General features: G+C 52.3%; 23 protein-coding genes and 1 pseudogene. 4 read left to right on the forward strand and 20 right to left on the reverse strand.

All coding sequences use genetic code 11. The annotated features are described in order from the left end of the window. Positions 1 to 51: 51 nt before the first annotated feature. Positions 52 to 3492, reverse strand: coding sequence for a methionine synthase (gene metH / locus AC0LWM_RS07455; RefSeq protein WP_474674284.1), 3441 nt, complete (start codon positions 3490 to 3492; stop codon positions 52 to 54). Positions 3493 to 3650: 158 nt separating this feature from the next. Here metH and AC0LWM_RS07460 point away from each other — a divergent pair, with 158 nt between their 5' ends. Then, positions 3651 to 4190: a 1,2-dihydroxy-3-keto-5-methylthiopentene dioxygenase gene (locus tag AC0LWM_RS07460; protein ID WP_474674285.1), complete on the forward strand. Its 540-nt coding sequence runs from the start codon at positions 3651 to 3653 to the stop codon at positions 4188 to 4190. A 53-nt stretch (positions 4191 to 4243) separates the two neighbouring features. Here the strand turns inward: AC0LWM_RS07460 and AC0LWM_RS07465 are convergent, their stop codons facing one another. The 4 genes from AC0LWM_RS07465 to AC0LWM_RS07480 form a co-directional block, all read right to left on the reverse strand. Next, positions 4244 to 5038 carry an HAD family hydrolase gene (locus AC0LWM_RS07465; RefSeq protein ID WP_474674286.1) on the reverse strand — a complete coding sequence of 265 codons (795 nt, stop codon included), beginning with the start codon at positions 5036 to 5038 and terminating at the stop codon, positions 4244 to 4246. 18 nt (positions 5039 to 5056) lie between these two features. Continuing rightward, entirely contained in the window at positions 5057 to 5575 is a 519-nt protein-coding gene (locus tag AC0LWM_RS07470) for a hypothetical protein (protein ID WP_474674287.1), read from the reverse strand. 12 nt (positions 5576 to 5587) lie between these two features. Beyond that, a complete protein-coding gene (locus AC0LWM_RS07475) occupies positions 5588 to 5794 on the reverse strand; it encodes a DUF896 domain-containing protein (protein ID WP_474674288.1) in 207 nt (68 codons plus the stop codon). Positions 5795 to 5870: 76 nt separating this feature from the next. Next, entirely contained in the window at positions 5871 to 6260 is a 390-nt protein-coding gene (locus tag AC0LWM_RS07480; protein ID WP_474674289.1) for a LysM peptidoglycan-binding domain-containing protein, read from the reverse strand. Positions 6261 to 6562: 302 nt separating this feature from the next. Here AC0LWM_RS07480 and AC0LWM_RS07485 point away from each other — a divergent pair, with 302 nt between their 5' ends. Next, a complete protein-coding gene (locus tag AC0LWM_RS07485) occupies positions 6563 to 6862 on the forward strand; it encodes a hypothetical protein (protein ID WP_474674290.1) in 300 nt (99 codons plus the stop codon). Positions 6863 to 6973: 111 nt separating this feature from the next. Here the strand turns inward: AC0LWM_RS07485 and AC0LWM_RS07490 are convergent, their stop codons facing one another. From AC0LWM_RS07490 to AC0LWM_RS07500, 3 genes are all read right to left on the reverse strand, one after another. Continuing rightward, positions 6974 to 7111, reverse strand: a complete 138-nt coding sequence (locus tag AC0LWM_RS07490) for a hypothetical protein (protein ID WP_474674291.1) — start codon at positions 7109 to 7111, stop codon at positions 6974 to 6976. 228 nt (positions 7112 to 7339) lie between these two features. Then, positions 7340 to 9112: a sensor histidine kinase gene (locus AC0LWM_RS07495; protein WP_474674292.1), complete on the reverse strand. Its 1773-nt coding sequence runs from the start codon at positions 9110 to 9112 to the stop codon at positions 7340 to 7342. A 103-nt stretch (positions 9113 to 9215) separates the two neighbouring features. Further along, positions 9216 to 10418, reverse strand: coding sequence for an alpha-D-ribose 1-methylphosphonate 5-triphosphate diphosphatase (locus AC0LWM_RS07500; RefSeq protein ID WP_474674293.1), 1203 nt, complete (start codon positions 10416 to 10418; stop codon positions 9216 to 9218). Positions 10419 to 10504: 86 nt separating this feature from the next. On the opposite strand from AC0LWM_RS07500, the gene AC0LWM_RS07505 reads away from it, so the two are divergent. Beyond that, on the forward strand, positions 10505 to 11428 hold the full coding sequence (locus AC0LWM_RS07505) for an ArsR/SmtB family transcription factor (protein WP_474674294.1): 924 nt from the start codon (positions 10505 to 10507) through the stop codon (positions 11426 to 11428). A gap of 10 nt (positions 11429 to 11438) precedes the next feature. Here the strand turns inward: AC0LWM_RS07505 and AC0LWM_RS07510 are convergent, their stop codons facing one another. From AC0LWM_RS07510 to AC0LWM_RS07560, 11 genes and pseudogenes are all read right to left on the reverse strand, one after another. Further along, a complete protein-coding gene (locus AC0LWM_RS07510) occupies positions 11439 to 11918 on the reverse strand; it encodes an ATP-binding protein (RefSeq protein ID WP_474674539.1) in 480 nt (159 codons plus the stop codon). Further along, positions 11913 to 12836, reverse strand: a pseudogene (locus tag AC0LWM_RS07515) (PAS domain S-box protein); the annotation flags it as partial. The gene AC0LWM_RS07510 and the pseudogene AC0LWM_RS07515, both read right to left, overlap by 6 nt. Before the next feature lie 252 nt (positions 12837 to 13088). Next, on the reverse strand, positions 13089 to 15380 hold the full coding sequence (locus AC0LWM_RS07520; RefSeq protein WP_474674295.1) for a type IA DNA topoisomerase: 2292 nt from the start codon (positions 15378 to 15380) through the stop codon (positions 13089 to 13091). A gap of 15 nt (positions 15381 to 15395) precedes the next feature. Continuing rightward, entirely contained in the window at positions 15396 to 16529 is a 1134-nt protein-coding gene (locus tag AC0LWM_RS07525) for a hypothetical protein (RefSeq protein ID WP_474674296.1), read from the reverse strand. 124 nt (positions 16530 to 16653) lie between these two features. Then, positions 16654 to 17691 (reverse strand): S-adenosylmethionine:tRNA ribosyltransferase-isomerase, encoded by a 1038-nt coding sequence (locus AC0LWM_RS07530; RefSeq protein ID WP_474674297.1) that lies wholly within the window; start codon positions 17689 to 17691, stop codon positions 16654 to 16656. Between the two features lie 2 nt (positions 17692 to 17693). After that, positions 17694 to 18425, reverse strand: coding sequence for an SDR family NAD(P)-dependent oxidoreductase (locus AC0LWM_RS07535; protein ID WP_474674298.1), 732 nt, complete (start codon positions 18423 to 18425; stop codon positions 17694 to 17696). Positions 18426 to 18595: 170 nt separating this feature from the next. Further along, positions 18596 to 18916: a hypothetical protein gene (locus AC0LWM_RS07540; protein ID WP_474674299.1), complete on the reverse strand. Its 321-nt coding sequence runs from the start codon at positions 18914 to 18916 to the stop codon at positions 18596 to 18598. 14 nt (positions 18917 to 18930) lie between these two features. Beyond that, complete coding sequence (locus tag AC0LWM_RS07545; RefSeq protein ID WP_474674300.1) at positions 18931 to 19551, reverse strand: HD domain-containing protein; 621 nt, start codon at positions 19549 to 19551, stop codon at positions 18931 to 18933. A 159-nt stretch (positions 19552 to 19710) separates the two neighbouring features. After that, the gene (locus tag AC0LWM_RS07550; RefSeq protein WP_474674301.1) at positions 19711 to 20739 is read right to left on the reverse strand and encodes an NAD(P)-dependent oxidoreductase; all 1029 of its coding nucleotides are present in this window, start codon (positions 20737 to 20739) and stop codon (positions 19711 to 19713) included. Next, positions 20736 to 21596, reverse strand: coding sequence for a DUF6807 domain-containing protein (locus AC0LWM_RS07555; RefSeq protein WP_474674540.1), 861 nt, complete (start codon positions 21594 to 21596; stop codon positions 20736 to 20738). The genes AC0LWM_RS07550 and AC0LWM_RS07555 overlap by 4 nt, the downstream gene beginning before the upstream one ends. A gap of 41 nt (positions 21597 to 21637) precedes the next feature. Then, complete coding sequence (locus AC0LWM_RS07560) at positions 21638 to 22744, reverse strand: Gfo/Idh/MocA family protein (RefSeq protein ID WP_474674302.1); 1107 nt, start codon at positions 22742 to 22744, stop codon at positions 21638 to 21640. 174 nt (positions 22745 to 22918) lie between these two features. Here AC0LWM_RS07560 and AC0LWM_RS07565 point away from each other — a divergent pair, with 174 nt between their 5' ends. Further along, positions 22919 to 24109 carry an AraC family transcriptional regulator gene (locus AC0LWM_RS07565; protein WP_474674303.1) on the forward strand — a complete coding sequence of 397 codons (1191 nt, stop codon included), beginning with the start codon at positions 22919 to 22921 and terminating at the stop codon, positions 24107 to 24109. A gap of 96 nt (positions 24110 to 24205) precedes the next feature. Here AC0LWM_RS07565 and AC0LWM_RS07570 read toward each other — a convergent pair whose 3' ends face one another. Continuing rightward, positions 24206 to 25693, reverse strand: a complete 1488-nt coding sequence (locus AC0LWM_RS07570) for a glutamate synthase subunit beta (protein ID WP_474674304.1) — start codon at positions 25691 to 25693, stop codon at positions 24206 to 24208. Positions 25694 to 25774 lie beyond the last annotated feature (81 nt).

The raw sequence follows: 25774 nt of genomic DNA on the forward strand, positions 1-25774 counted from the left end.
TCCAGCGAAGCAAAAAACACCCCCGGCTCATTGAACCGAGGGCAGCCTGAATTATACTTTTTCCACGTTAAAATATCTCGCCTGCGGATGAGCGAACACCATGGCCGATACGGACGCTTCCGGCTCCATCATAAAGCCTTCGGTCAGCTCGACGCCGATATCCTCCGGCTTCATCAGGTCGAACAACGGCTCCTGATCCTCCAGATTCGGGCAAGCCGGATAACCGAACGATACGCGGATGCCCTGGTATCTCGCACCGTGGCGCTGCTTCATTGTCATGTCCGCCGGATCCGGGAAGCCCCAGACGTCACGCATCATATGGTGCACCCGTTCGGCCATGCCTTCGGCCAGCTCCAAAGCGACCGACTGCAGCGCATGGGAGCGCAAATAATCGCCTTTTTCTCTCCACTCGCCCGCTAGCTCGCGAACGCCTCTGCCCGCCGTTACGACGAGGAAGCCGACATAGTCCATAACTCCGCTTTCCTTGGACTTCAAGAAATCGGCGAGACACCAGTAAGGCTCTACGTGCTGGCGCGGGAAGGAGAACGTCTTTAGCACCTTGCTATGGTCCTCAGGATCATAAATGATAATATCGTCCCCCGACGATTGCGCCGGGAAAAACCGGTACATGCCGTTGACCTGGATGATGCCCTTCTGCACCGCTTCCTGCAGGATGCCGTCAACGACTTCCTTCAACTCTACGGCTTTCGGATCGCGGTCGGCGAGCAGCTGCTCTACCGAACCGCGCAGGCCGAGGTGATGGCCGAGCAGCGTTTGCATATTGACATACGGGACGACATGGCCGATCGGATAATCGCGCAAAATATGACGTTCCAGATCCGGCGGCGTAAATACAGGCGCGTCCGTGCTGATATCGGAGCGGACGGCGCGCGTCAGCTTCGGCAACGCGTCCTTTTTGCCGGTTTCCATCACATCGGATTCCTTGCTTAGACGCAGCTCTTCGATCAACCGTTTGCGATGCTCCGGATCGGTCAGCTTGTTGGCGATATCGAGTCCGTCCATCGCGTCTTTCGCATACAACACCAAGCCGTCGTATTCCGGCGAAATCCGCGTTTTCGTAAATTTGCGCGTCAGTGCCGCGCCTCCGACCAGGATCGGCACGTCGATGCCCGCCGTTTTCAAGTCTTGGGCGGTTACGACCATCTGCTGCGCGGATTTGACGAGCAATCCGGACAAACCGATGGCGTCCGGCTTCTCGCGATGATACGCCTCGATCAACTGCTCGGGCGGAACTTTAATGCCTAGGTTGACGATTTGATAACCGTTATTGGATAAAATGATTTCGACCAAGTTTTTGCCGATATCGTGCACGTCGCCTTTAACCGTCGCCAAAATGATTTTCCCTTTGACCGCGGATTCGGATTTCTCCATGAACGGCTCTAGGAACGCGACGGACGCTTTCATGACCTCGGCGCTTTGCAATACCTCTGCCACGATCAGCTCGTTCGCGTTGAACAACCGGCCGACTTCATCCATCCCGGCCATAAGCGGCCCGTTGATGATTTGCAGCGGCGTATATTTGGTCATCGCCTCTTCAAGATCGGGAATAAGGCCTTCCTTCGTCCCTTCCAGAATGTAGGAACCGAGCCGCTCCTCAAGCGTCAGATTGGACACTTTCTCCTTCTTGTCGACTTTCTTCTCGCGGAAGAAGGCGACAAACTCGGCTAACGTCTCGTCGTTCGTATTAAAAATGAGATTTTCGGCCAGACGCTTCTCTTCGTCCGGAATCGAAGCATAACGATCCAGCTTCTCGGTATTGACGATCGCATAGTCCAGTCCGGCTTTCGTGCAATGGTACAAATAAACGGAGTTCAACACTTCGCGGCCCGCATCCGGCAAACCGAAGCTGATGTTGCTTAGGCCGAGAATCGTTTTGCATTCCGGATATTTTTCCTTGATCATCCGGATGCCTTCGATCGTTTCGACCGACGAGCCGATATATTGCGGGTCGCCCGAGCCGATCGGGAACATATTCGGGTCAAAAATAATATCGTGCGGCTTCATGCCGTATTTGCCGGTGAGCAGCTCGTACGAGCGCGTCGCGACTTCCATTTTCGCTTCGCGGGAAACGGCCTGACCTCTTTCGTCGATCAGAATGCAAACGACGGCGGCGCCGTACTTGTGCAGGAGCGGGACGACGTTCTCGAATTTCGTTTCCCCATCCTCCAGGTTGATCGAGTTGACGATTGCCTTGCCTTGGGAATATTTCAAGCCTAGATCAATAATATGATCATAGGTCGAGTCGATCATAAGCGGTACTTTTACTTTTTTGACGACGTGCTGAAGAAACTTCTCCATTGCGTACGCTTCGTCGATATCCGTATCCTGCAGGTTGATATCAATGACGTGCGCGCCGTTCTTCACCTGGTTCCGGGCGATTTCCGAAGCTTCCTCGAATTTCTCTTCCTTAATCAGGCGCTTAAATTTACGCGATCCGGAAATGTTCGTCCGTTCGCCGACCATATAAGGGCGGTTTTCGGGTTCGATATAAACGGTTTCGATACCGGATACTGCCGGCGGATGTTCTCCTGATTGACTGCGCGGCTTGTAGTCCTTTAACAGATCAGCCATCGCGCGAATATGCGCAGGTGTCGTGCCGCAGCATCCGCCTGCGATGTTGAGCCAACCTTGCTCGGCGAATCCGGCCATCTTCTTCGCAAGCGATTCCGGCGATTCGTGGTAATGCCCGTTTTCGTCCGGCAGTCCCGCGTTCGGATAACAGCTTACCGCGGTGCCGGCAATGCCGGACAACGTACGGATATGATCGCGCATGAATTCCGGGCCGGTCGCGCAGTTGAGACCGATGGAGATCGGGTTCAAGTGCTCCAGCGACACAAAAAACGATTCGATGTTTTGTCCGGCAAGCGTCGTGCCCATCGGCTCGATCGTACCCGAGATCATAATAGGCAGCGTTACGCCGAGCGTCTCGAACGCGTTGCGGATACCGATGCTGCCGGCTTTTACATTCAGCGTATCCTGCGACGTTTCCAGCAAGAGCGCGTCGACGCCGCCTTCGATGAGCGCCAAAGCCTGCTCATAATATGACTCTACGAGCTGATCGAACGATACTCCACCGGTAACGGACAACGTTTTGGTCGTTGGTCCGAGCGCCCCTGCAACATATCGCGGCCACTCCGGCGTTGAAAATTTGTTCGCCGCATCCACGGCCAGCTTGGCTGCTGCCAAGTTCAACTCACGCGCTTTTTCCGGAATGTCGTACTCCGCGAGTACGATGCTAGTTGCGCCAAACGTGTTCGTTTCGATAATATCCGCACCGGCTTCAAAATAAGCCTCGTGAATTTTTTGTATCACATCCGGACGCGTTAAAACGAGCAGTTCGTTACAGCCGTCAAATTCTTCGCCGCCGAAATCGTCCGCCGTCAAATCTTCCGCCTGAATCATCGTGCCCATTGCGCCATCCAGAATCATGATCTTATTTTCTAATTGCTGCTTCAGCGTCAATTTCGTCATATGTGTCTTCCTTCCCGCAGATCATTAACCTATAGTCTATCAGAATCGTAGGGATTAGAAAAGCATCACCCGTCGACATGAACGGCTAATTCGACTATAATACAAATAAAAGCGATGTTATACTTTATATATCCTATTGGGAAAGAAGGAATTATCTCATGGCTGAAATAAGAATTCGCAATACAAATGAACGTATTACAGGGGAAGAGAATGTACGTTCGTTCCTCGCCAATCAAGAAGTACTATACGAACACTGGAATTCATCCAAGCTTCCTGCCGAGCTGCAAAATAAATTCGTTCTCTCGGATGAAGAAAAAGCGCAAATTCTCGCATCGTTCGATGAAGATATCCGCGATCTGGCTTCGCGCCGCGGCTACGTGACTTGGGACATTATCGCATTGTCCGACGCTACGCCGAATCTGGATGAGCTGCTTAAAAAATTCGAAGCGGTTCATACGCACACCGAAGACGAAGTACGCGCGATCGCGGCCGGTAAAGGCATTTTTGTCATCAAAGGAACGGACGATGTCGGTTACTTCGATGTCGAACTGGAAGCAGGCGATGTCATTTCCGTACCGGAAAACAAACCTCACTTCTTCACCTTGATGGAAAACCGTCAAATCGTAGCCGTTCGATTGTTCATCGAAAAAGAAGGCTGGATCGCCCATCCGTTCAGCGACCCTGCTTTCAACAAATAACTAAAGCCCGCGGTGTCTCTCGAACGAGAAATGCCGCGGGCTTTGTTCAGGTATTAAGCATGTTTAGCGATAAGTGCATGAAGCTCATTCAAATTGCCGATCTCATAATGAGGGACGATGTCGTCATTGCGGGTGACGCCGTGGCGGTTAATCCAAACGGAAGTCATGCCGACGCCGTTCGCGCCCAATATATCCGTCGTCAGCTTGTCACCGACCATAAATCCTTCGCTTGGCTCAATGCCCAGCAGCTCCATCGCATGCCGGAAAATCGATGGTGCAGGCTTACCCTCTCCGAACGCGCCGGAGATCACGATATGATCGAAATATGGAGCAATCTTCGGCACGCCATCCAACTTCTCCTGCTGCAGATCGGGCGACCCGTTCGTCAGCAGAAGCAGCTTGACCTTGCCTTGAAGCGCATCGAGAATCTCGAACGTTTCTTCGTAAATGTAAGGCCGGGAGCGGCGCTCCGCGGCGAACATCTCGCCCAGCCGCTCACCCAAAGCCGCGTCGTCAATGCCGAGAACCTTCAGCCCATTCGTCCACGCGTTCTTGCGGTAAGACGGAGCGAGCTTTTCCATTTGCCGGAAAAAAGCAAGCTCGCCTTTCGTAAAATTGCCCCATAGTCCTTCAAACGGATTGATGCCGATCATCTTCGTCGAAGGATAAGTCTCGTACCCTTCATATAACGTTCTCGCCTCTTGCCGAACCGCTTCTTCCAATTTAACGGGATCGATGTCGTAAAGCTTGGCCGCTTCGGCGCAAGTCGCTTCAAAAGCTTCTTTTACGCTGCGGTCGTCCCACAGCAATGTATCGTCCAAATCGAATAAAACCGCTTTAATCGCCATGCTGCAACCTCTTCCTTATTATTTAGCCCGTTCAATCAACGGGATCGAGTTATTCTGAGCAAATTTTTTAATCGAAGGTTCGATTTCGCTCGTATTGAACCGGTTCACGAAACGGGAAAATACCCAACTGGACCTTCTACCCTTCCACTCGATGACGATAAAACCCGGAGAAGTCGTAATTTGCTTCACATCGTCGGCATCAAACGTCCGGTCACCGGTGAAACGCCGGGAGGAAAGAGTTTTCGCGCCGATGTTCAAAAACGGTCTTCTTAGATAAAAAAATAAAGCCAGCAGCACGTAACAGCCGATCGTTACCCAGTACAACGTATCGCGTCCCGCCATACCGCCGACAAATGCAAAAAACGCCGCAATCGCGACAAGCAAAATCGGCAAAAATATGCTGCGTCCTACAAACCGCTCGCCTTTGTCTTTAGACTCTTTCGCGGAAAAATACACCGTATCTTTGCCTTGCTTGATCCGCTGCTTATTAACCTCTTTGGTGTTTTTGCTGACCATTCTTTCCCATTTGCGGGACATCGCCGACTCCTCCTAATGCAATATCTTATTTCCCGAATTATCGTCCTCGTCCTCGTCCACCAGTTTGATGGAATCCAACTGGGTGCGGAAAGACTTCTTGAACGCATCGAGGTATTGTCGGCGCAGTTCCTGTTGCTCTACGGCTTCATCTTCGGTTAATCCGACGGTCTTCTTCTTGCGGGACAGCTCGTTGATCCGCGAGATCAGTTTCTCATCCATTGTCCAATCCCTCCATTCTGCACAGTACTACTTTAGTCATGCAGGGTAGGGCTTGTCAAGAGCGGATGCCTCCGCATCATTCTACAAGAGGAAGAATGAGCTTCTGGCCGGTTCGGATGGAACTGCCGTTCAATTCGTTCAGGCTTTTCAACTCGCTGATATATTCACGAATGTCGGAATTCTCCGGCATATTGTTCTTGGCGATGGACCACAACGTATCTCCTGCATTAACGAAGACGGTATCATGTTCAGCTTGATTTGCGACTGTCTGCCCCATCTCCATTACCAAGGCATCGTCAACCGAAACAGCGTATGCGTTAATGATGGATACGGATGCACAAACGATCATCAGCGCCGTTACCAGCAAAATAATCCGTGCCAACCGTTTCCGGTTCGGTTTCGTCGGTTGTTGAATGTTTCGTTTCGATAAGGAAGTGCGAGGATAAGTGCAATAGTAAGCGGACATGTCATCATCTCCCAAACATTTGTTCTGATACAAAATTACCACGAACAAACGTTTGTGTCAACATATTTTTAGAACAAACGTTCCCAATATTTTTTCGTCATGTTCGCACCAATTCGTTCGCTAGAATGATCTAATATTCTTCGGAAATGAATTCGCCGAATAAGGGTGGCGCAAGTCGTTTTCCCGTTTTGCTATTTATTTGAATTCATTTCCACAAAATATATGAAAACTATTGAAAACAGAATGTTTGTTCGCTATAATAGAATCATATAAGAACAAATGTTCCATTGGAGGCGATACTTATGAAACGATGCGAAATTTACCGATTTATCGAACGCGACTACTGGTTCCAGCAAGCGGCGGCCCGGAACAACCGGATGAGCGAAAGCGAAATTCAGCTGATGATCGACAGTATGAATCGGCGCTGGTCCGATTTAACGTTCAAGTTTTACGAGGACGGTACGCTTCATATTATCGACAACAATACGAACAATCCTGTTCACCCTCGCGATTTGACCGGAGCAAGCCTGGACTTCTATATTCGCAAGCGGATCGACTTTATTAAATCGAATCTGCAGCAGAAAATCGTTAAGTATGCATAAGAACTAATGTTCGAGTCCTATAATACCTACAGTTCCGAACATAACAAAAGAAACGGATATGGCCGATTGCGCCCTACCCGCTTCCTTGAAACGCAGCTTCAACCGGATCGCTTATCCTTCTCTTTTGTCGATTTTATTGATGCTGGGAGGATATTCCGCGGCTTTCCGCGGTTTTAACGTAATCGCTTGTTCGGTCATGCTTGCATCATTTTGGATATTGTTTATTTTTTGCGATTTATTGTTCGGCATTTCCATCACCTCCGCACGCACTAGTATCCTACGATGTCTCATGTTTTATGTAACGGGAACTAATGTTCGATTTGCTTGTTATCACCTATTCTTATCTTCTTCTCTCCTTAAATCGACGCATTCCATTCCAGCAACCATCGAAACCTGAACCGATATCGAACCTTGCAGCAACAAAAAAAACGATCCGTTCAAGCTTTCTTGATCGGATCGTTTACATTACTCTACGAACTAGGATGATAGAATCGAAGTATGTGGAATGATTACTTGAAACGTAATGCCTTCTTCTTCGCTGCAAGAGAGCGTTATGCTGCCCCGATGCTGTTCGACTCTTCGCTTGACGATCGAAAGCCCAAGACCGGAATGCTCCCTTTTGCTTTTCGTGCTGAAGCCGGGTTTGAAAATATTGATCTGTTCTTGCGGGGTAAGCATCCGCCCATAATTGTTAACGACGATAAATAAATCCCCGTCCTTGCTCCATCCCTTCAACCGGACACGCCGTTGTTCGACCGGAAACTTAAGCACTTCGTCGAACGCGTTGTCAATCAAATTGCCGATGATAATGACCAAATCGAGTGATTTTACGCCCATTTCCATTTTAGTCAAGCTGCTGAATTCATACTCAAACGTAATTTTTTTGTCCAGCGCGATGGCGATTTTGGATTGGACGAGCGCGGCGATCGCGGGATTGCCGATATGAATGATGTTGCTGACTTCGCGTATTTCACCGATCAAATCTTTCGTATAGCTTTTCAGCTCGTTATGTTTGCCTAAGTCGACGAGCATATGTATCGTTTGCGCATGATTCAGGAAGTCGTGCCGCTGGGCGCTAATCGATTGGAACATTTGATTCATTTCGTCGATGTATGTTTTTTGCGTCTCCGATACGGCTTTGTCTCTTGATTTCGAGAAGTAACGGATCGCTAGTATGATGATGATCAAGCTCAGCAGCGATACGATCAGAACGGTCGCGCCTAGCGAGAAAACTTGCTCGTCCAGCTGGTCTTGAATGATTTTGTAATCCGATACGAGCGACAGTACGTAATAATCAAGCTTCTCGCCTTTCGTGTCGAGAATGCTGGCAACCTTCTCAATCGGAATCGGAATGAACATTTTCAGCACGTGCTTGCCGCCGCTCATCGTATCCATCGTTTGGCTTTTGCCGGTGGCGACTACTTCCTTGACGATCGCACGGTCGTCCTCGGCCGGAAAGGCATAGCTGCCGAATATGATCGGTAGCTGCGACTTGTGCCCGAGCCGATCCCCACGATCGGTTAATGTCGTAATCGGACCGCTGTCGAACGTCGCCGGATTGATCCCGGTAATTTCGATAACCGTTTTGTTGATTTTGATCGTATTCGCCACGATCACGTTAATCCCGGTGGCCACTTCATATTTATTGTCAAATTCGACGAAAGGGTCGACGATGTAATTCGTCCTGCCATCGTGAAAGTAGCCCCATTTCATGATTTTATCGGGATCGGATGTCGAGTACTCATAAGGACCGGACCAGAAATTAGGCAGTTTCTGTCCCCAATCAATCGAAACGTTGCGATCCTCGAACAGCTGTTGGAATGCCGTGTACCAATGCTGCCATCCTTTGGTCTTGATCCCGAGCTGCTTCGGATTGGAGGATTTGTACAACACGATATTGTCGTCCGTTTTCTTCAGCAGCGTAATATGCTCGACGCCCAGCCTCTTGCTCAACGTTACCAGTTCATTGTTCGAAACCTTCTCGATGTCGGGATCCAGCGCTTCCTGCGCGGATATCGCCGCAATACGAAGCTTCTCGCCGATTAAATTCTGATAAATTTCGGCGCCAAGCCGGGATTGCTCGATGGAAACCTGAATTTGATTCGCAACGGTCGTCAGCTCGCGGCTCAAGTTGTCTTCCAGCGTATTTTTCGTCAAATAATAATAAGCCGTGTTGTTAATGCATAAAATGACGGCGATCACGATGATCGATATAAGCCACAAATTCGACCGCAGTCCTAGCAGTTTCATAGGTTCTCCCCTTGCATGGTATTGACCATTTGCGCATTCTTAATATGAAGCAACCTGACTCTGCCATTGAATGCGGGTCTTTGTCCCTATTTTCCGACATTATTCAACAATTTTCAACACCAAAAAAGTAAGCGGATTGATAAACCCAACATCCGTTCACCATTGTTCTCCGAACGACCGGGTAGCCGTCTATCAATTGCACGAGGAGCAGGTCGGCTTTTTTTCCGGGTTCAAGCGATCCCGTGCCTTCGGAGATACCAAGTGCTCTTGCCGGATTTAGGCTGGCCCGATTGACCGCATCATGAGGTTCGATACCATCATTGATCATGGTGAAAACCGCGGGAAGCAGCGTCGATGGCACATAGTCCGAGCAAACGATGCTGGCAGCGTCCGCATGAACCGCGTCCATGGCTCGCAAATTATGGTCATGCGATCCGCCGCGCACGATGTTCGGCGAACCTACGCATACGTCGAGTCCTTTCTCCGTAGCGTAAGTTGCCGTCTCCAGCGTGATCGGAAATTCGCTGACCGAAACGCCGAATCGCCGGCCGTCGTCAACCATGCCCGGCGAATCGTCATCATGCGAAGCAACGGATATGCCGAGTTCACGGGCTAATGAAGTCAATGTTTCGATTCGATCCCATTCAATCTTCTGTTGCTGCTTCTGCAGTTCGGCGACGATTTGATCGACCTCTTGGCGCGAGACGCCCTGATTTTTCATGACATACGCTTCAAACGAGCCCGGGCGCTTATATTGTCCTTGGCCCGGCGCATGGTTCATGAGCGATAAATAATCGACTTGGCCCGCACGTATCATCTGCTCGGCCAGCGGCAATCCCGCAAAATGCGTCACTTCGTACCGCAAATGAATCCGATGGCGAATCATCGCCCGCTGCTCTCGGTAGCGGCAGATGAGCTCCACCATACGCATCATCAAATCGTCGCCCCGAAGACTGAGACCAACGCCGAGCGATAAGGAGTGGTACATGGTCGTGATCCCGCACGCAGCTAACTTTTTCTCCATCTCGTACAAAGCCAGCTCAAGCGGAAACAGCGTATTCGGCCGAGGCTGCACTTCTTTTTCGATCGCATCGCAATGAATATCGACAAGTCCCGGCAGGACGTACATTCCACTTGCCGAAACCACTTCACCTTCAAAGCTTGCTTCACCCGATAAATGCCCGCCGGACGGCACGATGGACTGAATTCGCTGATCGGCAATGACGATGTCGCCATGAATGATGCCCGACGGCGTTACGATCTCAGCGTCGGTTAATTTGATCCTATCGTTCATGGAAGATGTCACCTTCTTTTCTGCAGATTGTTCTATACATATCGAACTGTATCTATTATAGTTAATTTGAACGCATATTGTTTTTCGGAGGTAAAACGATGTCCTATCGAATTGAGATGGATTATACGCCGGCATACGAGCTTGTCTGCAGCTTTATGGTTTTCGCCACGAAGAAATGGATGAATAATCTCGATCTCGGCCGAAGCTGGCTGCGCCGAACCGAGGAGGCGGTCCAGCGGTCGTTTTTGGACAAACTCCACGAGGACAAGCAGTATCCGCTCGCCGACTTTGATATGTTGTACCTCATCATATGGCTTCGCCCCCGCGGACAGCAAGACGATGCCGAAAGCTTCCTCCATTGGCTGCGGACGATTGATACGGAAGAGCTTCGAACGTTATTGTCCCCTTACGTCGGAAAATCGCCGATTTTACGTCATTTACAAAAATTTACCCAGCGTTATGTCGAGTTGCTTACGCTCTGGAATGACCAATACTACCGTCATGTCGATCCGGCCGAAAGCGCAGTGCTGATCGATGATTTCGAGGAGAAGCAGGCGCTCCAGCGGAAGCTTGATCCCGAGACGCTTCATGAGTTGGCTACTAGCGGCGGGATGATCGATCCGGCTGCCGAGTTATCGCTTGTCGTCTTGACGCCGACGCTTCATTTTCGCCCGTTAAATAATTATTGCCATTATAACGGGCTCGCCATAACGCAATATGCGGTCGACCTTCCTCCGGAGGACGACGAAACGCCGCCACTCAGCTTAATGCGGCTAACGCGCGCGCTATCGGACGAAAGCCGAATCCGCATTTTACGTTTTTTGGCCGAGGAGCAAAGAAGCTTTACGGATATTTATAAATATTCCAAGCTATCCAAAGGTACCGTGCACCATCATCTGATTATGCTGCGCGCGGCCGGGCTCGTATGTACTCACATGCTGGGCTACCAGCAGCGTTACAGCATCCGGACGGAAGGGACCGCCGAGCTGAAGCTGTTCCTGGAATCCTACATCCGAATATAATCATCCTCGTTCATGCTTCGATCGCAGGCAGGATAACCTCAACGGACGTGCCGCGGTTCAATTCGCTGCTAATGCGGATTTTACCGCGGTGCGCTTCAATGATTTTATAGCTAACCATAAGTCCGAGCCCCGTTCCTTTTTCCTTCGTCGTATAAAACGGTTCACCGAGCTGCAATATTCTTTCCTGCGGAATGCCGCATCCGGTGTCCGACACCGTTACCGCCAAGCATTCATCCTTATTTCCGGCTACGCAAATGTTTATATCCCCGCCGTCCGGCATCGATTCGATCGCATTTTTCAACAGGTTGATGAACACCTGCTTCAATTGATTCTCGTCGGCAATAAGCTCCGTTTTTTCGGTCTCCAATCGCAATACGATCTGAACGTTATTGATGATCGCTTGGGTATTGATCAGCGAAATGACGTCATTGATCATGCTTCGAAAGTCGATGCGCTTGAATTGTGCGGCATGCGGCTTCGAAATGAGCATGAATTCGCTGACGATGTTATTGATGCGTTCCAATTCGGACAGCATTATGCCGAAATATTCATGAAACTCGCTCGTCCGGGACTGAATCAATTGGAGAAATCCTTTTAAGGAAGTTAACGGGTTGCGGATTTCATGCGCAACGCCGGCAGCCAATTGCCCGACGATCGACAGCTTCTCCGACTTGCGCAGCAAATCCTCCGTCTGTTTTTTCTCCGTAATGTCGCGGGCGACGAACAAAGCTTTTTCCGTTTTGCCGTCCTCGCCGGCGATCGGGATACAATGCGCTTCGATAATGACCCAGCGGCCATCCTTATGCTGGACCCGCACTTCATCGAACGAACCGTACTTTGGCGGCGGGGACGTTTCTTTCTTGTAATGAATCTTAGGCAAATCATCGGGGTGGATCATGCCGTATGGATCCTTGCCGACAAGCTGCTCCGGTTCAAAACCGATAATATCGAAGCAAGCCGGGGAAATATATTCGAATGTCCCGTCGGTCGAAACGATGCCGATGATCTCGGTGAGATTTTCAGCAATGAGCTTGAACTTCGTTTGGCTTTTCCGAAGCTCGCGTTCGATCGTTTTCCGTTGGGAAATGTTTTGCGTCACGCAAAGCATCCCGCGAGGCACTCCTGCGCCGTTCTTGACCAGAAAAGCGGAGAACGAAATATCCAGCATCGTTCCGTCGCGTGCAGGCAAAGCTGTCTCAAAACCGGAAAACTGCTCCAAATCCCGGACCGTTCTTATAAAATTATTGATTTCATCAGGCATGCCGTTGTCAAAAATATGTTGAATCCGCTTGCCGATCATTTCCTCCGAACGCCATCCGTACAGCTTCTCGAAGCCCGCATTCACGTGGAGGACGGTACCATCCATATCCAGCACGCATACGGCATGCGCCGAGTTATCGGATATAGAGTGCCATAATTCGCCTTGAAAACATTCGTCATGATGATCGTAACGTGCTGCTGGAACTGGAGCTTTCGTTCTGGGTAACTTCTTCGGTGCTGCCGGCTTTATGCGCGACCGTGCCCGTTTTCGCGATTCGGGGCAGCGGCCATTTGGTCTAGTCAATCGCCGTCTTCTCATTGTCGAACCCACCGTCCAAGGCGAAATGTATGTGATACGGATGAATCAATAATTCAATTCAACACAAGACGGCTTTTTCCTCTACGTTTCGACTTCAAGCGATAATTTTCCTGTCGACCGATCGTCAAGAACGATTCGGGCCCGAATGTCTTGCCCGTCCTCGGTTTGCATTTTAAGCACGCCGGTTCGTCCCTTCTCGGCGATCGCTTTAACCATCGTGTCGGTTAATGTTTTGCCGAAGCTGATTTTCCAGATGACGAACGTGCAGCCTTGCTTATAATGGGTGCAGCCGTAGCCGCGCTTACCCATGAACAGCTTCCCTCCGCAGCCTGGACGAGGACAATCGGCGATCGTGGGGATCGTTGCCGTTGCCGTTGCCGATTGGGAACCATGGGCCGTTTCGGCAGTTGCCGGGTTTGCTTTGGCGACGGCCTTCGCGCTTGATCTCGTCGCTCCTGATTTCGTCGCTTTTGCCGATTTATCCGTCGTCCTACTTTTGCGGGAAGATGCCGTCTGTTCGGCCGCTCCCTCAAACGCCGTCTTGGCCGCCCGCCGCTGTACCCGTACTTTATCGACGATCAGCCTCGCGAACCTTTTGACGTTTTCCATAAATTGCTCGCTGGAAGCTTGTCCTCTCGAGATCCCGGTCAGCCTGCGTTCCCAATGGCCGGTCATTTCCGGCGAAGTCAGCAGCTCTACGCCGGCGGCGCGTATCAGTTCAACGGCCGTTCGTCCCTTTTGCGTGACCATGATTTTCTTGCCTTGCATCGTCACGTACCCGACATTTTTCAATCGCTCGATCGTCGCCGCTCGTGTTGCCGGCGTGCCGAGTCCGGCATCCTTCATCGCATCGCGCAGCTCTTCGTCTTCGATTTGCTTGCCCGCGCTCTCCATCGCTTTCAGCAGCGTGCCTTCGGTGTAATGCTTCGGCGGCTGCGTATCCTTCTCTTTTACCGTTGCATCCGTGCATTGCACGGGCTTGCCTGGATCAACGGCGAACGGCTTATCCGTTTCTTCCTCTTCTTCCTTGTCGTCGCTATTTCCTTTTGCGTTTTTATTTGCCGGCTTTTTGTCATCCTCATAAATGACCTTCCAGCCGAGGTCAAGCAGCTGTTTCACGTTGGTTTTAAACGTTTCGCCTTCGACTTCGGTCAACACGGCATGCAGCTTATATTCCGCAGCAGGGTAAAAATGCGATAAAAACCGCCGCACGATCATATCGTAAATTTTTTGCTCGTCGGCATTCAGCCCGGAAGGGCGTTTCACCGTCGGCAAAATGGCATGATGGTCCTCGACCTTCGCAGGATTGCAGATCGATTTATTGTTTTTGTGCACAAAGCTGCGGTTCGCGCCTTCTACAAAACGGTCGTAAGCCGTACCTTTCAAGGCCGCTAATGCGCGATGCATATCGGGTATATTTTGCTCCGTCACATAGTTGGAATTTGTCCGCGGGTAGCTGATCGCTTTGTGTTTTTCGTACAGCGCTTGTGCCGTATCCAGCGTTTTTTTCGCCGAGAAACCGTATTTGCCGTTCGCCTCCCGCTGCAGCAGCGTCAAATCGTACAGCTTCCATGGATACTCCTTACTGTCTTTCACTTCATAGCTGGCGATTTTTCCTTGCTTTCCTTTCACTTTGGCCGTAATCGCGTCCGCTTTCTCCTTGCTTGTTATACGCTCGCCTTGCCACATGCCTTTGTAATCCGTCGTTTCCTGGTTGAACATGGCCTCTACATCGAAAAATTTGAGCGAAGTGAACGCTTCGATCTCCTTCTGCCGGTCGTAAACAAGCGCCAGAACCGGCGTTTGAACGCGGCCCACCGACAATAGAACGTTATGCTTGGTCGTAAAAGCGCGCGATCCGTTCATCCCAATGAGCCAATCCGCCTCGCTTCGCGCCTTTGCAGCGCTCGTCAAATTGTCGTATTCTTTGCCGTCCTTCAGATCTATGAAGCCTTGACGGATCGTCTCCGGCGTCAAGTCGGAAATCCATAGCCGCTTCACCGGCTGGCGGAGCTTCAGATGTTTCTGGATATAAGCAAATATCAACTGTCCCTCGCGCCCGGCGTCACAAGCGTTCACAATCGAATCGCAGCGCTTGGCGAGCTCGGCGATCACTTTCAGCTGATCCTTCGTTTTCGGATTCGGCAGCAGCTTGAATTCCTCAGGGACGATCGGCAAATCGTCCAAATTCCACTTCTTGTACTTCTCGTCGTAATGGTCCGGTTCCGCCAAACCGATCAAGTGGCCGATCGCCCAAGTTATGATGTACGTTTCTCCTTCGAGAAACGTTCGTTTATTGACCGCTTTCGATTCGATCGCAGCGGCAATGTTCCGGCCCATATCCGGTTTTTCGGCAATAATCAACGTTTTCACGCCGGTACCTTCTCTCTATCCATTATGTGATTGCCCCGTTGCTTTCACCAATGCGGCAAAAATTTTATCGACGCCCTGCCACCATTTCGGATCCTCCGCGTATTTTCGATTAATCCAGGCGAGCGGATGCTCACTTGCCGGCCGGTCGCGGCTGAACTGCACAAGAAGCTTCGCGGCGATCGAAGCGGAGTCCTCAATGGTCGTGTTGTATTCCGACCAGCTATGGAATACGTTAAACGGATTGTTCGCGATAACGGACGATTGCTTGCCCGATTTCGGGACGAAGCCCTGCTCTTGGCCGGTAATGGCGAACAACAGCAGCGGATTGACATTATAATGAGCCCCGGCTTTAACGATCGCCGAATAATACGGTTCGCCCGCGAGAAGCGAGTTTTTGCGCAGCAAATACGCCTTCAATTTGTCCGGGTCGAATTCGTCATATTGGAGTGCGGCCGGCAGCTCGTTCGGCAGCTTGACCGATTGAAATCCGAAACCGCGCAGCTCTTCGCTCGTCCATTCCGCCGGCTCCTGCAGGTTGTTATACAAAGTCTGCCGTGAATAAAATATTATCGCACCGATCAGCGCAAATGACAATACGACGGCAACGATGCCGACGGAACGAGCGCGTAGTCGGGCGGCGAAATCGGACCGCCACGAAGACCCGTATTCGATTGCGACAGTGGCAGGCGATCCGATCGGGACGGCGGCAGCGCTGTTATCCATGGATGATGCCAATTGCCGCAGCGTTTCGTCGAGAGGCGTTTGGCTCAGCCCTTCTTCCTGCCGCCGGTAGCTATCCGTACAATATTGCAATTGGACCGGATCAAGCTCGATCCCGACCGTTTCCCGAAGCCAGCGCAGAAGCTGCTCGCTTCGTTCGTCACGATCCAGCTCCAGCCGGACGCATTCGTCAAAAACATCCTCGACCGCAAGCGATTTCCTCTCCAACATAGCGGAACGGCGCAGCAGTCGGGATCGCAGCTCCTGCTTCGTTCGGTCGTCAAAGCCCGGCAGGTGCGCATTCAAAATGCGGTGCACGGTTTCGGCCAATATATCGGCGAGCCGCTGCGGCGTTTCTCCATCATATTTGGCTTGGATGTATCGTTTGATCGTACGAATATCCGATTGCGATAAAATCGGCTTAGACATTTCCGCGGCACCAACCCATTCTCGTAATGGAAACGATATGAAAATCTTATCATAGAATCGGTATCCGAACACGTGAAAAAAGCCGACATCAAGTGTCGACTTTTGACGAATAGAAAGATTTTATTCAAATGATCAAGTTCATATCGCCGAATTCATGCCACAAATAATCGCTTTGGATCGCATTCGCATATAACGATTCCAGCTCATCGGGATTTACAAATGCGGCCAACATGTGCAAATGGCTGGCTTCCGGCTCGTGGAAGCCTGTCAATAAGCCGTTCACCGCCCGAAGAGGATAGTGCTCATCGATATACAACCGGGTCCAGCCCTCCGCCGCATGCACGTTGCCGTCCGGGCCAACCGCCGACTCCAGCGACCGAACGACCGTCGTCCCGACGGCGATGACGCGCCCCCCTGCCTGTTTCGTCCGCCGAACGGCTTCCGCCGTCTCCTCGGGAACGATGAACTGCTCGGCATTGTCGGCCGGTTCCGATATCCAATCGTCCGTCATATAGCTTAAACCGGTATGGTGCTGAACGTAGGCGATTTGCACCCCTAGCCGGCGCAGCTTCAGGAGCAGCTCCCAGCTGAAAGCTCTTCCGGCCGACGGCATTTCCACCGATCCGGGTACCGCGGCAAACACCGTCTGATAATAATCGAGCGCCCAAGGCGTGTCGATGTACTCGTAGCGAATCGGCTGGCCGTGCTCGTACAATGCATCGAATAATCGAGTGCCGCTCAAGGTGAATGCCAATTTCAGCAACGGTCCGCTACCCGACGAGCCGACAACTTCGGCTTGCAGCTCCGGCGCAAATATAAGCCTGTCGCCGGGCTTAACTTCCGGGGCCACGACGAATGCTTCCCATTCGCTGTCGTTTAGCCGCCTAGCCAGCCTTACTTCCGTTTCCTTGCCGAAAGTCCGGTCGGCTTCGATCCGTATGGCCTTCAGCATAGCGGGAACCGTCCGGCTCGAATTCAGAACGAGCAAATCACCCGGCTTCACATACCGATCCAGCCGATAAAAGATATCATGCGCCGCATCCTTCCTCTCCCGGTTCCACACAAGCAGCTTCACATAATCCCTACGTATACCCCTTCGTTCCGGGGGTGCCGTAGCAAGAAGTTTATCGGGCAATGCAAAAGTAAAAGGGTGCGCAATCATCGTTATTCCTCCTTTAGGCGAAACTTCTGGGCTTCAAAGCGCCGGCCGTTCACCTCGCCCGACTCCTCCGATGCGAGGTATAGAAACACGTCCACGACGTCTTCCGGTTCAGCCAGCTCATAATCGCAGTCCGGTACGGCCAAACCGTGCATGACCGTGTTCATCTCGCCGGGATCGACCATATTGACGCGGACCCCGGTGCCTGACGTTTCATCCGCCCAAACCTCGGTTAGTCCTTCCACCCCGAATTTGGAAATCGCATACGCCCCCCAGCTTGCATAACCGACGTTGCCGACTTCGGACGTCACGTTAATAACGGATCCTTGACCGCGAGTCAGCATGCCGGCGATGACTCTGCGGGTAACAAGAAACGGGCCGACCGTGTTTACACGAAGCACCTCGGCGAAATCTTCTTCGGGGTAATCGAGCAAATAAGGCATCGGACTAGGGCCAAGCATCGACGCATTATTGATTAATACGTCAATGCGATTGTAGTAGCTTTCGGCGCTGGCGACGAACCGTTCGACGTCCTTGGACACCGACATATCGCCGACTACCGCGAGCACGTGTCCGCCTAGCGCTTCCGCCTCTCTTTTGACCTCGAGCAAATCCTGTTCCGTCCTGGCGCTAATCGCAAGTTGGGCTCCCTGTCTAGCGAACGCGAGGGTTAATGCGCGGCCGAGTCCGCGTGACGCCCCCGTAATCATGACAACTTGTTTACGTTTGTTATCCATAATAAAACACCCTCTCGACTTTTTATGGTTTGTATACTTATTAAACTTTTATGTTTGTTATGTATTTTAAATGGGTACAACATGATCTGTCAATCTAATTTTTAGCAAAAAAAAGCCCTATGCATCTGCAAATTCGATGCATAAGGCTTTTGTCGCGACGGTCCGGCGGGTTATCTCGCCAGCACGGCATCCCGAATCCGGTCTTGAATGTCCGGGCTTTCGATATATTGGCGGAGCTGGTCTTTCTCCGCGGGCGTAAATTGATATTCGCAATCGCAGCCTTCGTCAAGCGGCACCATCTGGGCAATGTGTCCGTTCGCCGCGCAAATGACGAGAATGCTGAAATCGATCAGATCGTCCGGTACGGGCGTATCGGGCGATAGCGTGACCGCAAGCTCGATATCGATCCACATATCGTCCCGTTTCTCAATAACCGGTTGAAAGCTCGCAAATTTCAATTCGTCCACTCGATCCAAGCCGTACTTTATCATCAGAACCACTCCATTTAATTATCAATCGTAATTTTTTGCTCCCCGTTATGCAGTCGAATCGGCATGTTCCATGCTTTGACGACCCAGCGCAGCTTTTGGACGAATGGATCGGCATTTTCGAATATATCGATGCCTTCGAAGTTCAGTTCGATCGCCCGCCGTTCCGGATCCGCGGCAGCTTGAACCGTACTTACCCGCTGCTCGTGCTCATAGTCCAGCATATCCGCGATGCGCACAAGCGAGATGACGGACTTCAGCGCTTTGCGATCCGACTTCAGCCCTTTATCTAGCCGGCGCAAGCCGGGCTTTCGATGGTTTAATGCCGCCAAAGCGGCGGCATTGCGCCGGTTCCCGTCCCACTCGTCCAGCAAAGGGTCGTTCACGATCAAGTAATACCCGTGCTCATGATGCTTGCGCTTGCTGATAAAATGTCCGACATCGTGCAGCAATGCCGCGGCATAAACCGTCTCTCTCCACGACGAATCCAGACGATGGACGGAAACAAGCGCGTCGAACAATTGCAGCGATAATCCGGCAACATGACGCGAATGAGCTTGCGTCTTCGGACCGGCGTATTTGACAAGCATTTGCTCGATACATTCCGGGACACCTTCGAGTTTGGGCATGTTCTCCATGCGGGATCACTCCTCGTGACTCTAATCTTACTATAAGATGCCCTAATCGTACCACAAGTTGAAGCGTTTTGCTTCCCTTGATGAAGCGAAAATGCCCCTGCGTTTGGCCTGCAGAGGCATTTTGAATGAGTCTGTTGCAGCGGATTGTTATTTCAAACATCAAGCTTGCTTCACAGGCAAAAACTGTTCCGCCAGCATCTGCGCAAAACGTTTGTTGGAGTCAACCGTTCTGCCTGCCGTGTGCGGCGTATGGACAACGTTGTGGCGGCCGAGCAGCGGGTCGCCGAGCGGCAGAGGCTCCATATCGAATACGTCGGCCGCAAGGCTCAGCTCATCGTTCAACACGCGCTCGCGAAGCGCCGCCATATCGCAAATTTCGGCCCGTGTCGCGAGTATAACCAAGCAGCCTTTCGGCAATGCGCGAATATGCTCTGCGGTTACGATGCCTTGCGTGCTTTCGGTTAGCGGCACCATCGGCGCAAAAATATCGGCGTCCGGCAGAAGCCGCTCGATGTAATGGACCCGGCGCGCGCCGGCACGGTGGAAGCACGGATCGCTCGCATACGGATCGTAGGCGGCCACATCGGCACCCAGCATATGCACGAAGCTTGCATAACGGCTGGCAATATTGCCGGCACCGACGATTCGCACCCGCTTCCCTTCGATCGTGCCGTTCACGAATCGAGGATCGTCGCCGAACTGTTCGCCCCGTCCGCCCGGTTCGCCGATCAGGCTCGGCGGAACAAAATGCCAAGGCTCATGCGCCGTCATGATCTCATGATGAAGCTGCGGTATTCTGCGCAGACCGCACAAGGTAAGCGCTAAGGCAAACTCCGATACGGATTGCCCCCAGAATCCTTCGCCCTTAACCTGATGCACCCGAATGCCGCGCTGCCGAAGTTCGTCATTCAACCCGGCCGAGAATACCTGCTCATAAACGCTGTATAACGCGATTTCCTCTAAAACGGGAAAATGGTCCAAGCATTCCTCCGTTACCGGAACGTGCAGGACAATCATCCGGCGAATCCCGGCACCATCTGCGACAACGTCCGACAGCAGGCTTCGGTCATGTCCGCCAAGCCGAATAAGCTCCGTCGGTCCCTGCGACTCCCATATCGTATGTAAATGTCCCGCCATAAACGGCCAAACGGCTTCAAACTTCGGATGTACGACAATCAAACTTTTCAAGTGGTTGACCTCCCGGCAAATGAATTCCAATGATGCTCGATGAACGCAGGCGTCGATCTTCCCGGATAAACGAGCGCGCGATGCTTAAACGAGCGCGATTCGCCTTGTGGAATCGACCAGGCGCCTAATCGGCAGTAGCTTGGAGAAATTCCAAGTTCATTATCGACACGCCAAGGCACGGGATGTCCCGGATTGTCCGGATGATCCATCAGAGCGATGCCGGCCCACTCCCCGTCCCTTTCCGCAAGCGGCATGCTGACGGAAACCCAGCGGGCTCTGGCACCTTCCGCTTCCTGAGCCGATAACCCTTCATCATTCCGTGCTTCGCCGCCCGTTTCATATCGATACGGCATGCGCAAAAACAATCCGCCGTACGGGTATTCGCCGAACTCCAGGTTAACCTCCGCATCCAGCGTCCAATGCAAATCCAGCGTATATGCGCTCCCATGATCCGTAAAAGACCAATTTTGCGACTCTAACAGCATAAGCTGGCCATTCGGCGCTCGCCATTCCGTCGATACGGTCCAATCCGCCCGATTGGCGCAGGCGACCGGTTCGGCCAGCGGGCGCGGATGGAACGTTCCGTCATCCGGACTGCCTAGAAGCCCCTCTGTCCAGAACCCAACTCCGTTTACATCGTTTAATCCGACATAAAGGCCATGCTGCCACGGATGATGGCCCGGGGCGTTTTCCGTTAGCACGCCGCGGCCGTCGGGTGCAACGATAGGATGGATAAACGGCCTCTGATCGGGAGTCGCATTTTGCACAATGCAGGGCGACATGCTTCCCGTACGATAAATCGCGATTCTTTCCGGCGTATGCGTTACATGCAAAGCAGCTTCCTTCGATACAGTCATCGCCACCGTTCCCTTTCCTCGCTTCTAAAATCGAACTCGAGTTATCCTTTAAATTTTGGGATATAAACCTTCTCTCCGCCAAGCATAGCCGACTCATGCGCGCAAATGCCCGCACACGTCCAATTCGCAGACGTTAAGGCGTTCGGGAAAGGCTGCCTCCGTTCGACGATGCTCATGACGAATTCGTGAGCAAGATGCGGGTGAGAGCCTCCGTGGCCGCTGCCTTGTTTAAACGACAAATGCTGATTCGCATCCGCATCGTAGACGCCTTCCGTCGTATATCGGCGAATGCTTTCCGGAAGCAGGTCCGCACGATCCGGAATATTCACCCGCTCCCCATGCTCCCCGGTATAAACAATCGGCTGCTCCCGTTCAAGCCGCTGCCACTCGAAGCTCATATGCTCGCCATAGACGTCGAAGCTCTCGATATACTCCCGCGACGTTTCGAACAAGGAGCGGGTCACCTCCATCGCCAGGTCCGAATCTCTCATCCGGAACAAAGCGCTTTCAACCGCAAACGGAGAACCGTACTTCTGCGCTAGCCGGTCTTCGATGCGGCCTGAGCCGAGACAACTGACAAATTCCGCTTCTTTCCCTGCCAAAGCGAGCAGCGGCGATACGGCGTGCGTTGCATAATGCATCGGCGGAAGTCCTTCCCAATAGCCCGGCCAGCCGGCCATTTCCTGCTGGTGGCTGCCCCGCAAAAATTGCAGTCGCCCGAGCTGCCCGCTATCGAGCAATTGCTTGACGTAGAAGTACTCCCGTGTGTATACCGTCGTTTCCATCATCATGTAGTTTTTCCCGGATGCTTGCTGCGCCTCGACGATCGCCCGGCATTCTTCGACGGTCGTCGCCATCGGCACCGTGCAAGCCACATGCTTGCCTGCCTTTAGCGCGGCGATCGTTTGCGCTGCATGGTCCGGGATCGGCGTATTGATATGAACGGCATCGATCCGTTCATCCATGAGAAGCTCCTCATAGCTAGTATATCGGTGCGGGACCCCGAAATAATTTCCGATTTCGCTGAGCTTGCTCTCCGTCCGCTGGCAAATGGCGACCATTTCGGCATAAGGATGATTTTGATAGATCGGAATAAATTCGGCGCCGAAGCCTAAACCGATAATCGCAATGCGTACCTTTTCGCTCAAATCAAGACCTCCTTCTAATCGAAGTTTCTTGCTTCAACACCATCATAGACGGAGCAGGAGCCGAAGTCGATGAGATATCACGTTTCGTTTTTGAGTTTTTTCACCTTGACCGGCTGCAAAATATCCCCATATAATAAGGAATCGTTAGCATTCTGCGAAAAGCGGTGGGATGGAATGAGTTTTTTGACCAATCCGGCAACCGTGCGTCCGCACGTTGCGCTTATCATCGAAACGTCCAACGAATATGCGCGCGGTCTGCTGCGCGGCATTAAATCATACGTCCGTGAGCATCGCCCGTGGCTGTTATATTTCGGCGAATATAGCCGGAGCAACACGGATCTCTCCACGTTCCGCAACTGGAAGGGCAACGGAATTATCGCCCGCATCGAAAACCCGGCCATCGCCCGATTCGTGAAAGAATCCGGCTTGCCTTGCGTCGATGTAAGCGCATTCCGCTTAAACCCGCAATTGCCTTGTGTCGAAACGAACGACGCATCGATTGCGCGGCTCGCCTTCGAGCATTTTTGCGAACGGGGGTTCCAGCATTTCGCCTTTTACGGCGATTCGCGTTTCCCTTGGTCGGCACAACGCGCAAGCTATTTCAAACAAGCTGCTCAGGATAACGGATTCGTCTGCTACAGCTTCGACGCCTCCGTGAACGAAGATCGGCTGTGGAATATGGAAAGAGAACGGATCGCGGATTGGCTGCGCGGCCTTCCGAAGCCAATCGGCATTATGGCCTGCTACGATATTCGCGGCCAACAATTGCTCGAGGCGTGCCGGCTTGCTCAAGTCGAAGTTCCCGACGAGGTGGCTGTCCTCGGAGTGGATAACGATGCGCTGTTATGCGAGCTGTCGGAGCCTTCCTTGTCCAGCGTCGTGCCGGATGCGATGAAAACCGGCTATGAAGCGGCGGCGCTGCTCGACCGCATGATGATGGGCGAGCTCGTGCCGCCCGATACCCATCTCATCGAGCCGCAAGGGATCATTCCTAGGCAATCGACCGACGTGCTCGCAATCGAAGACAAAATGGTGTCCGATGCGATTCGGTTTATCCGCAATTACGCATGCGAGGACATCAATGTCGGCGATGTGCTGAAGGCCATTCCGCTGTCGCGGCGCGTGCTCGAGAAACGATTCGTTCAAGCGCTCGGCCATACGCCGCACGACGAAATATTGCGGGTGAAGATCAACCGGGTTAAACAGCTGCTCGCGGAAACCAAGCTCCCGCTCTCGACCATCTCGGAGCGTGTCGGTTTCAAGCATGCGGAATATATGAGCGTCGCCTTCAAACGAACGACCGGCCTGTCGCCCAAGACGTACCGCACCCGGCATCAGACGGACAACCGGCTTTCGCCGCCTTAGCCGGAGCATATTTAGTTTCATGAAAAAATAAAGCCTCCAGCTTCCACGTCAATCGTGAAAGCCGAAGGCTTCATTTATGTTATCTATCATTCGATTTCATGGCAGAATGGTGCTGCCCGTCAAAAATTTGTCGACCTCGCGAGCCGCCTCGCGGCCTTCGTTGATCGCCCAGACGACCAAGCTTTGTCCGCGGCGCATATCGCCTGCGGCAAACACTTTGTCGACGTTCGTTTTGTAGCTGCCGTAAGCCGCTTTTGCGTTCGAACGACGGTCTTTTTCAACGCCAAGCTGCTCTAGAAGTCCGCCCTCCGGCCCTTGGAAGCCGATCGCGACAAGTACGAGCTGCGCCGGCCATACTTTTTCCGTACCCGGGATTTCCGTGTATACCGCACGGCCTTGCTCGTCCACAGTCCGTTCGATTTGCACGGTATGAAGTTCCTTCACGTTGCCGTTTTCGTCCGCGACGAACTTTTTCGTCAGGACGGAAAATGCGCGAGGGTCTTCGCCGTACAGCGCCTTGGCTTCTTCGTGCGCATAGTCCAGCGTGTACACATGCGGGAATTGCGGCCATGGATTCGTAATCGGATTGCGCTCAAGCGGCGCCTTCGCATGCGTGCCGAATTGCGTGACGCTCTTGCAGTTTTGACGAAGCGCCGTCGCCACGCAGTCCGTCCCGGTATCCCCGCCGCCGATGACGATGACGTCTTTGCCCTCTGCGGAAATGAACTGGCCGTCCGCAAAGTTCGAATCCAGGTAGCTCTTGATCGACAAGGTCAGGTAGTCCATCGCGTAATGAATGCCTTTATAGTCGCTGCCCTCGATATTCAAGTCGCGCGGTTTCGTTGCGCCGCCGCAAAGCACAACCGCATCGAACTTCTCGAGCAGTTCTTCCTTGGAGATGTCTTTGCCGATTTCCGTGTTCGTCACGAACTCGATGCCTTCCGCTTCCAGCAGCTTCACGCGGCGTTCGACGACCGACTTGTTCAGCTTCATCGAAGGAATTCCGTATGTCAGCAGACCTCCGACACGATCGGCACGCTCGTATACGGTTACGGAGTGTCCGACTTTGTTCAGCTGCGCCGCTGCAGCAAGTCCGGCGGGGCCGGAGCCGACGATGGCTACCTTCTTGCCGGTACGGGTCGCAGGCACGACCGGAACGATCCAACCTTCGGAGAAGCCTTTTTCCACGATTGATTCTTCAATCGATTTAATCGTGACAGGATCGCCGATCAAGCCGACCGTACAAGAGCCCTCGCAAGGAGCCGGGCACACGCGTCCCGTAAACTCCGGAAAGTTATTCGTTTTGTGAAGGCGCTCCAGCGCTTCCTTCCACAAGCCCCGGTAAACGAGATTGTTCCATTCCGGGATCAGGTTGTTCACCGGGCAGCCGGAAGCTCCTCCTGTCATCTCGATGCCCGTATGGCAATATGGCGTTCCGCAGTCCATGCAGCGCGCGCCTTGCGTCTTCAGCCGATCCTCCGATAAATGAAGGTGGAATTCTTCCCAGTCCTTAATCCGTTCCAGCGGATCGCGATCGACCGCAATCTCGCGTTTATATTCCATAAATCCTGTAGGTGTCGACATGTCTAATCCTCCATCCGTAATCCCCGCTTGCACGAGCTGAAAGTATATCTAGAATATGCAAAATGTTCTTAATATCGTATC

It is taken from the genome of Paenibacillus sp. sgz302148 (assembly GCF_056120465.1).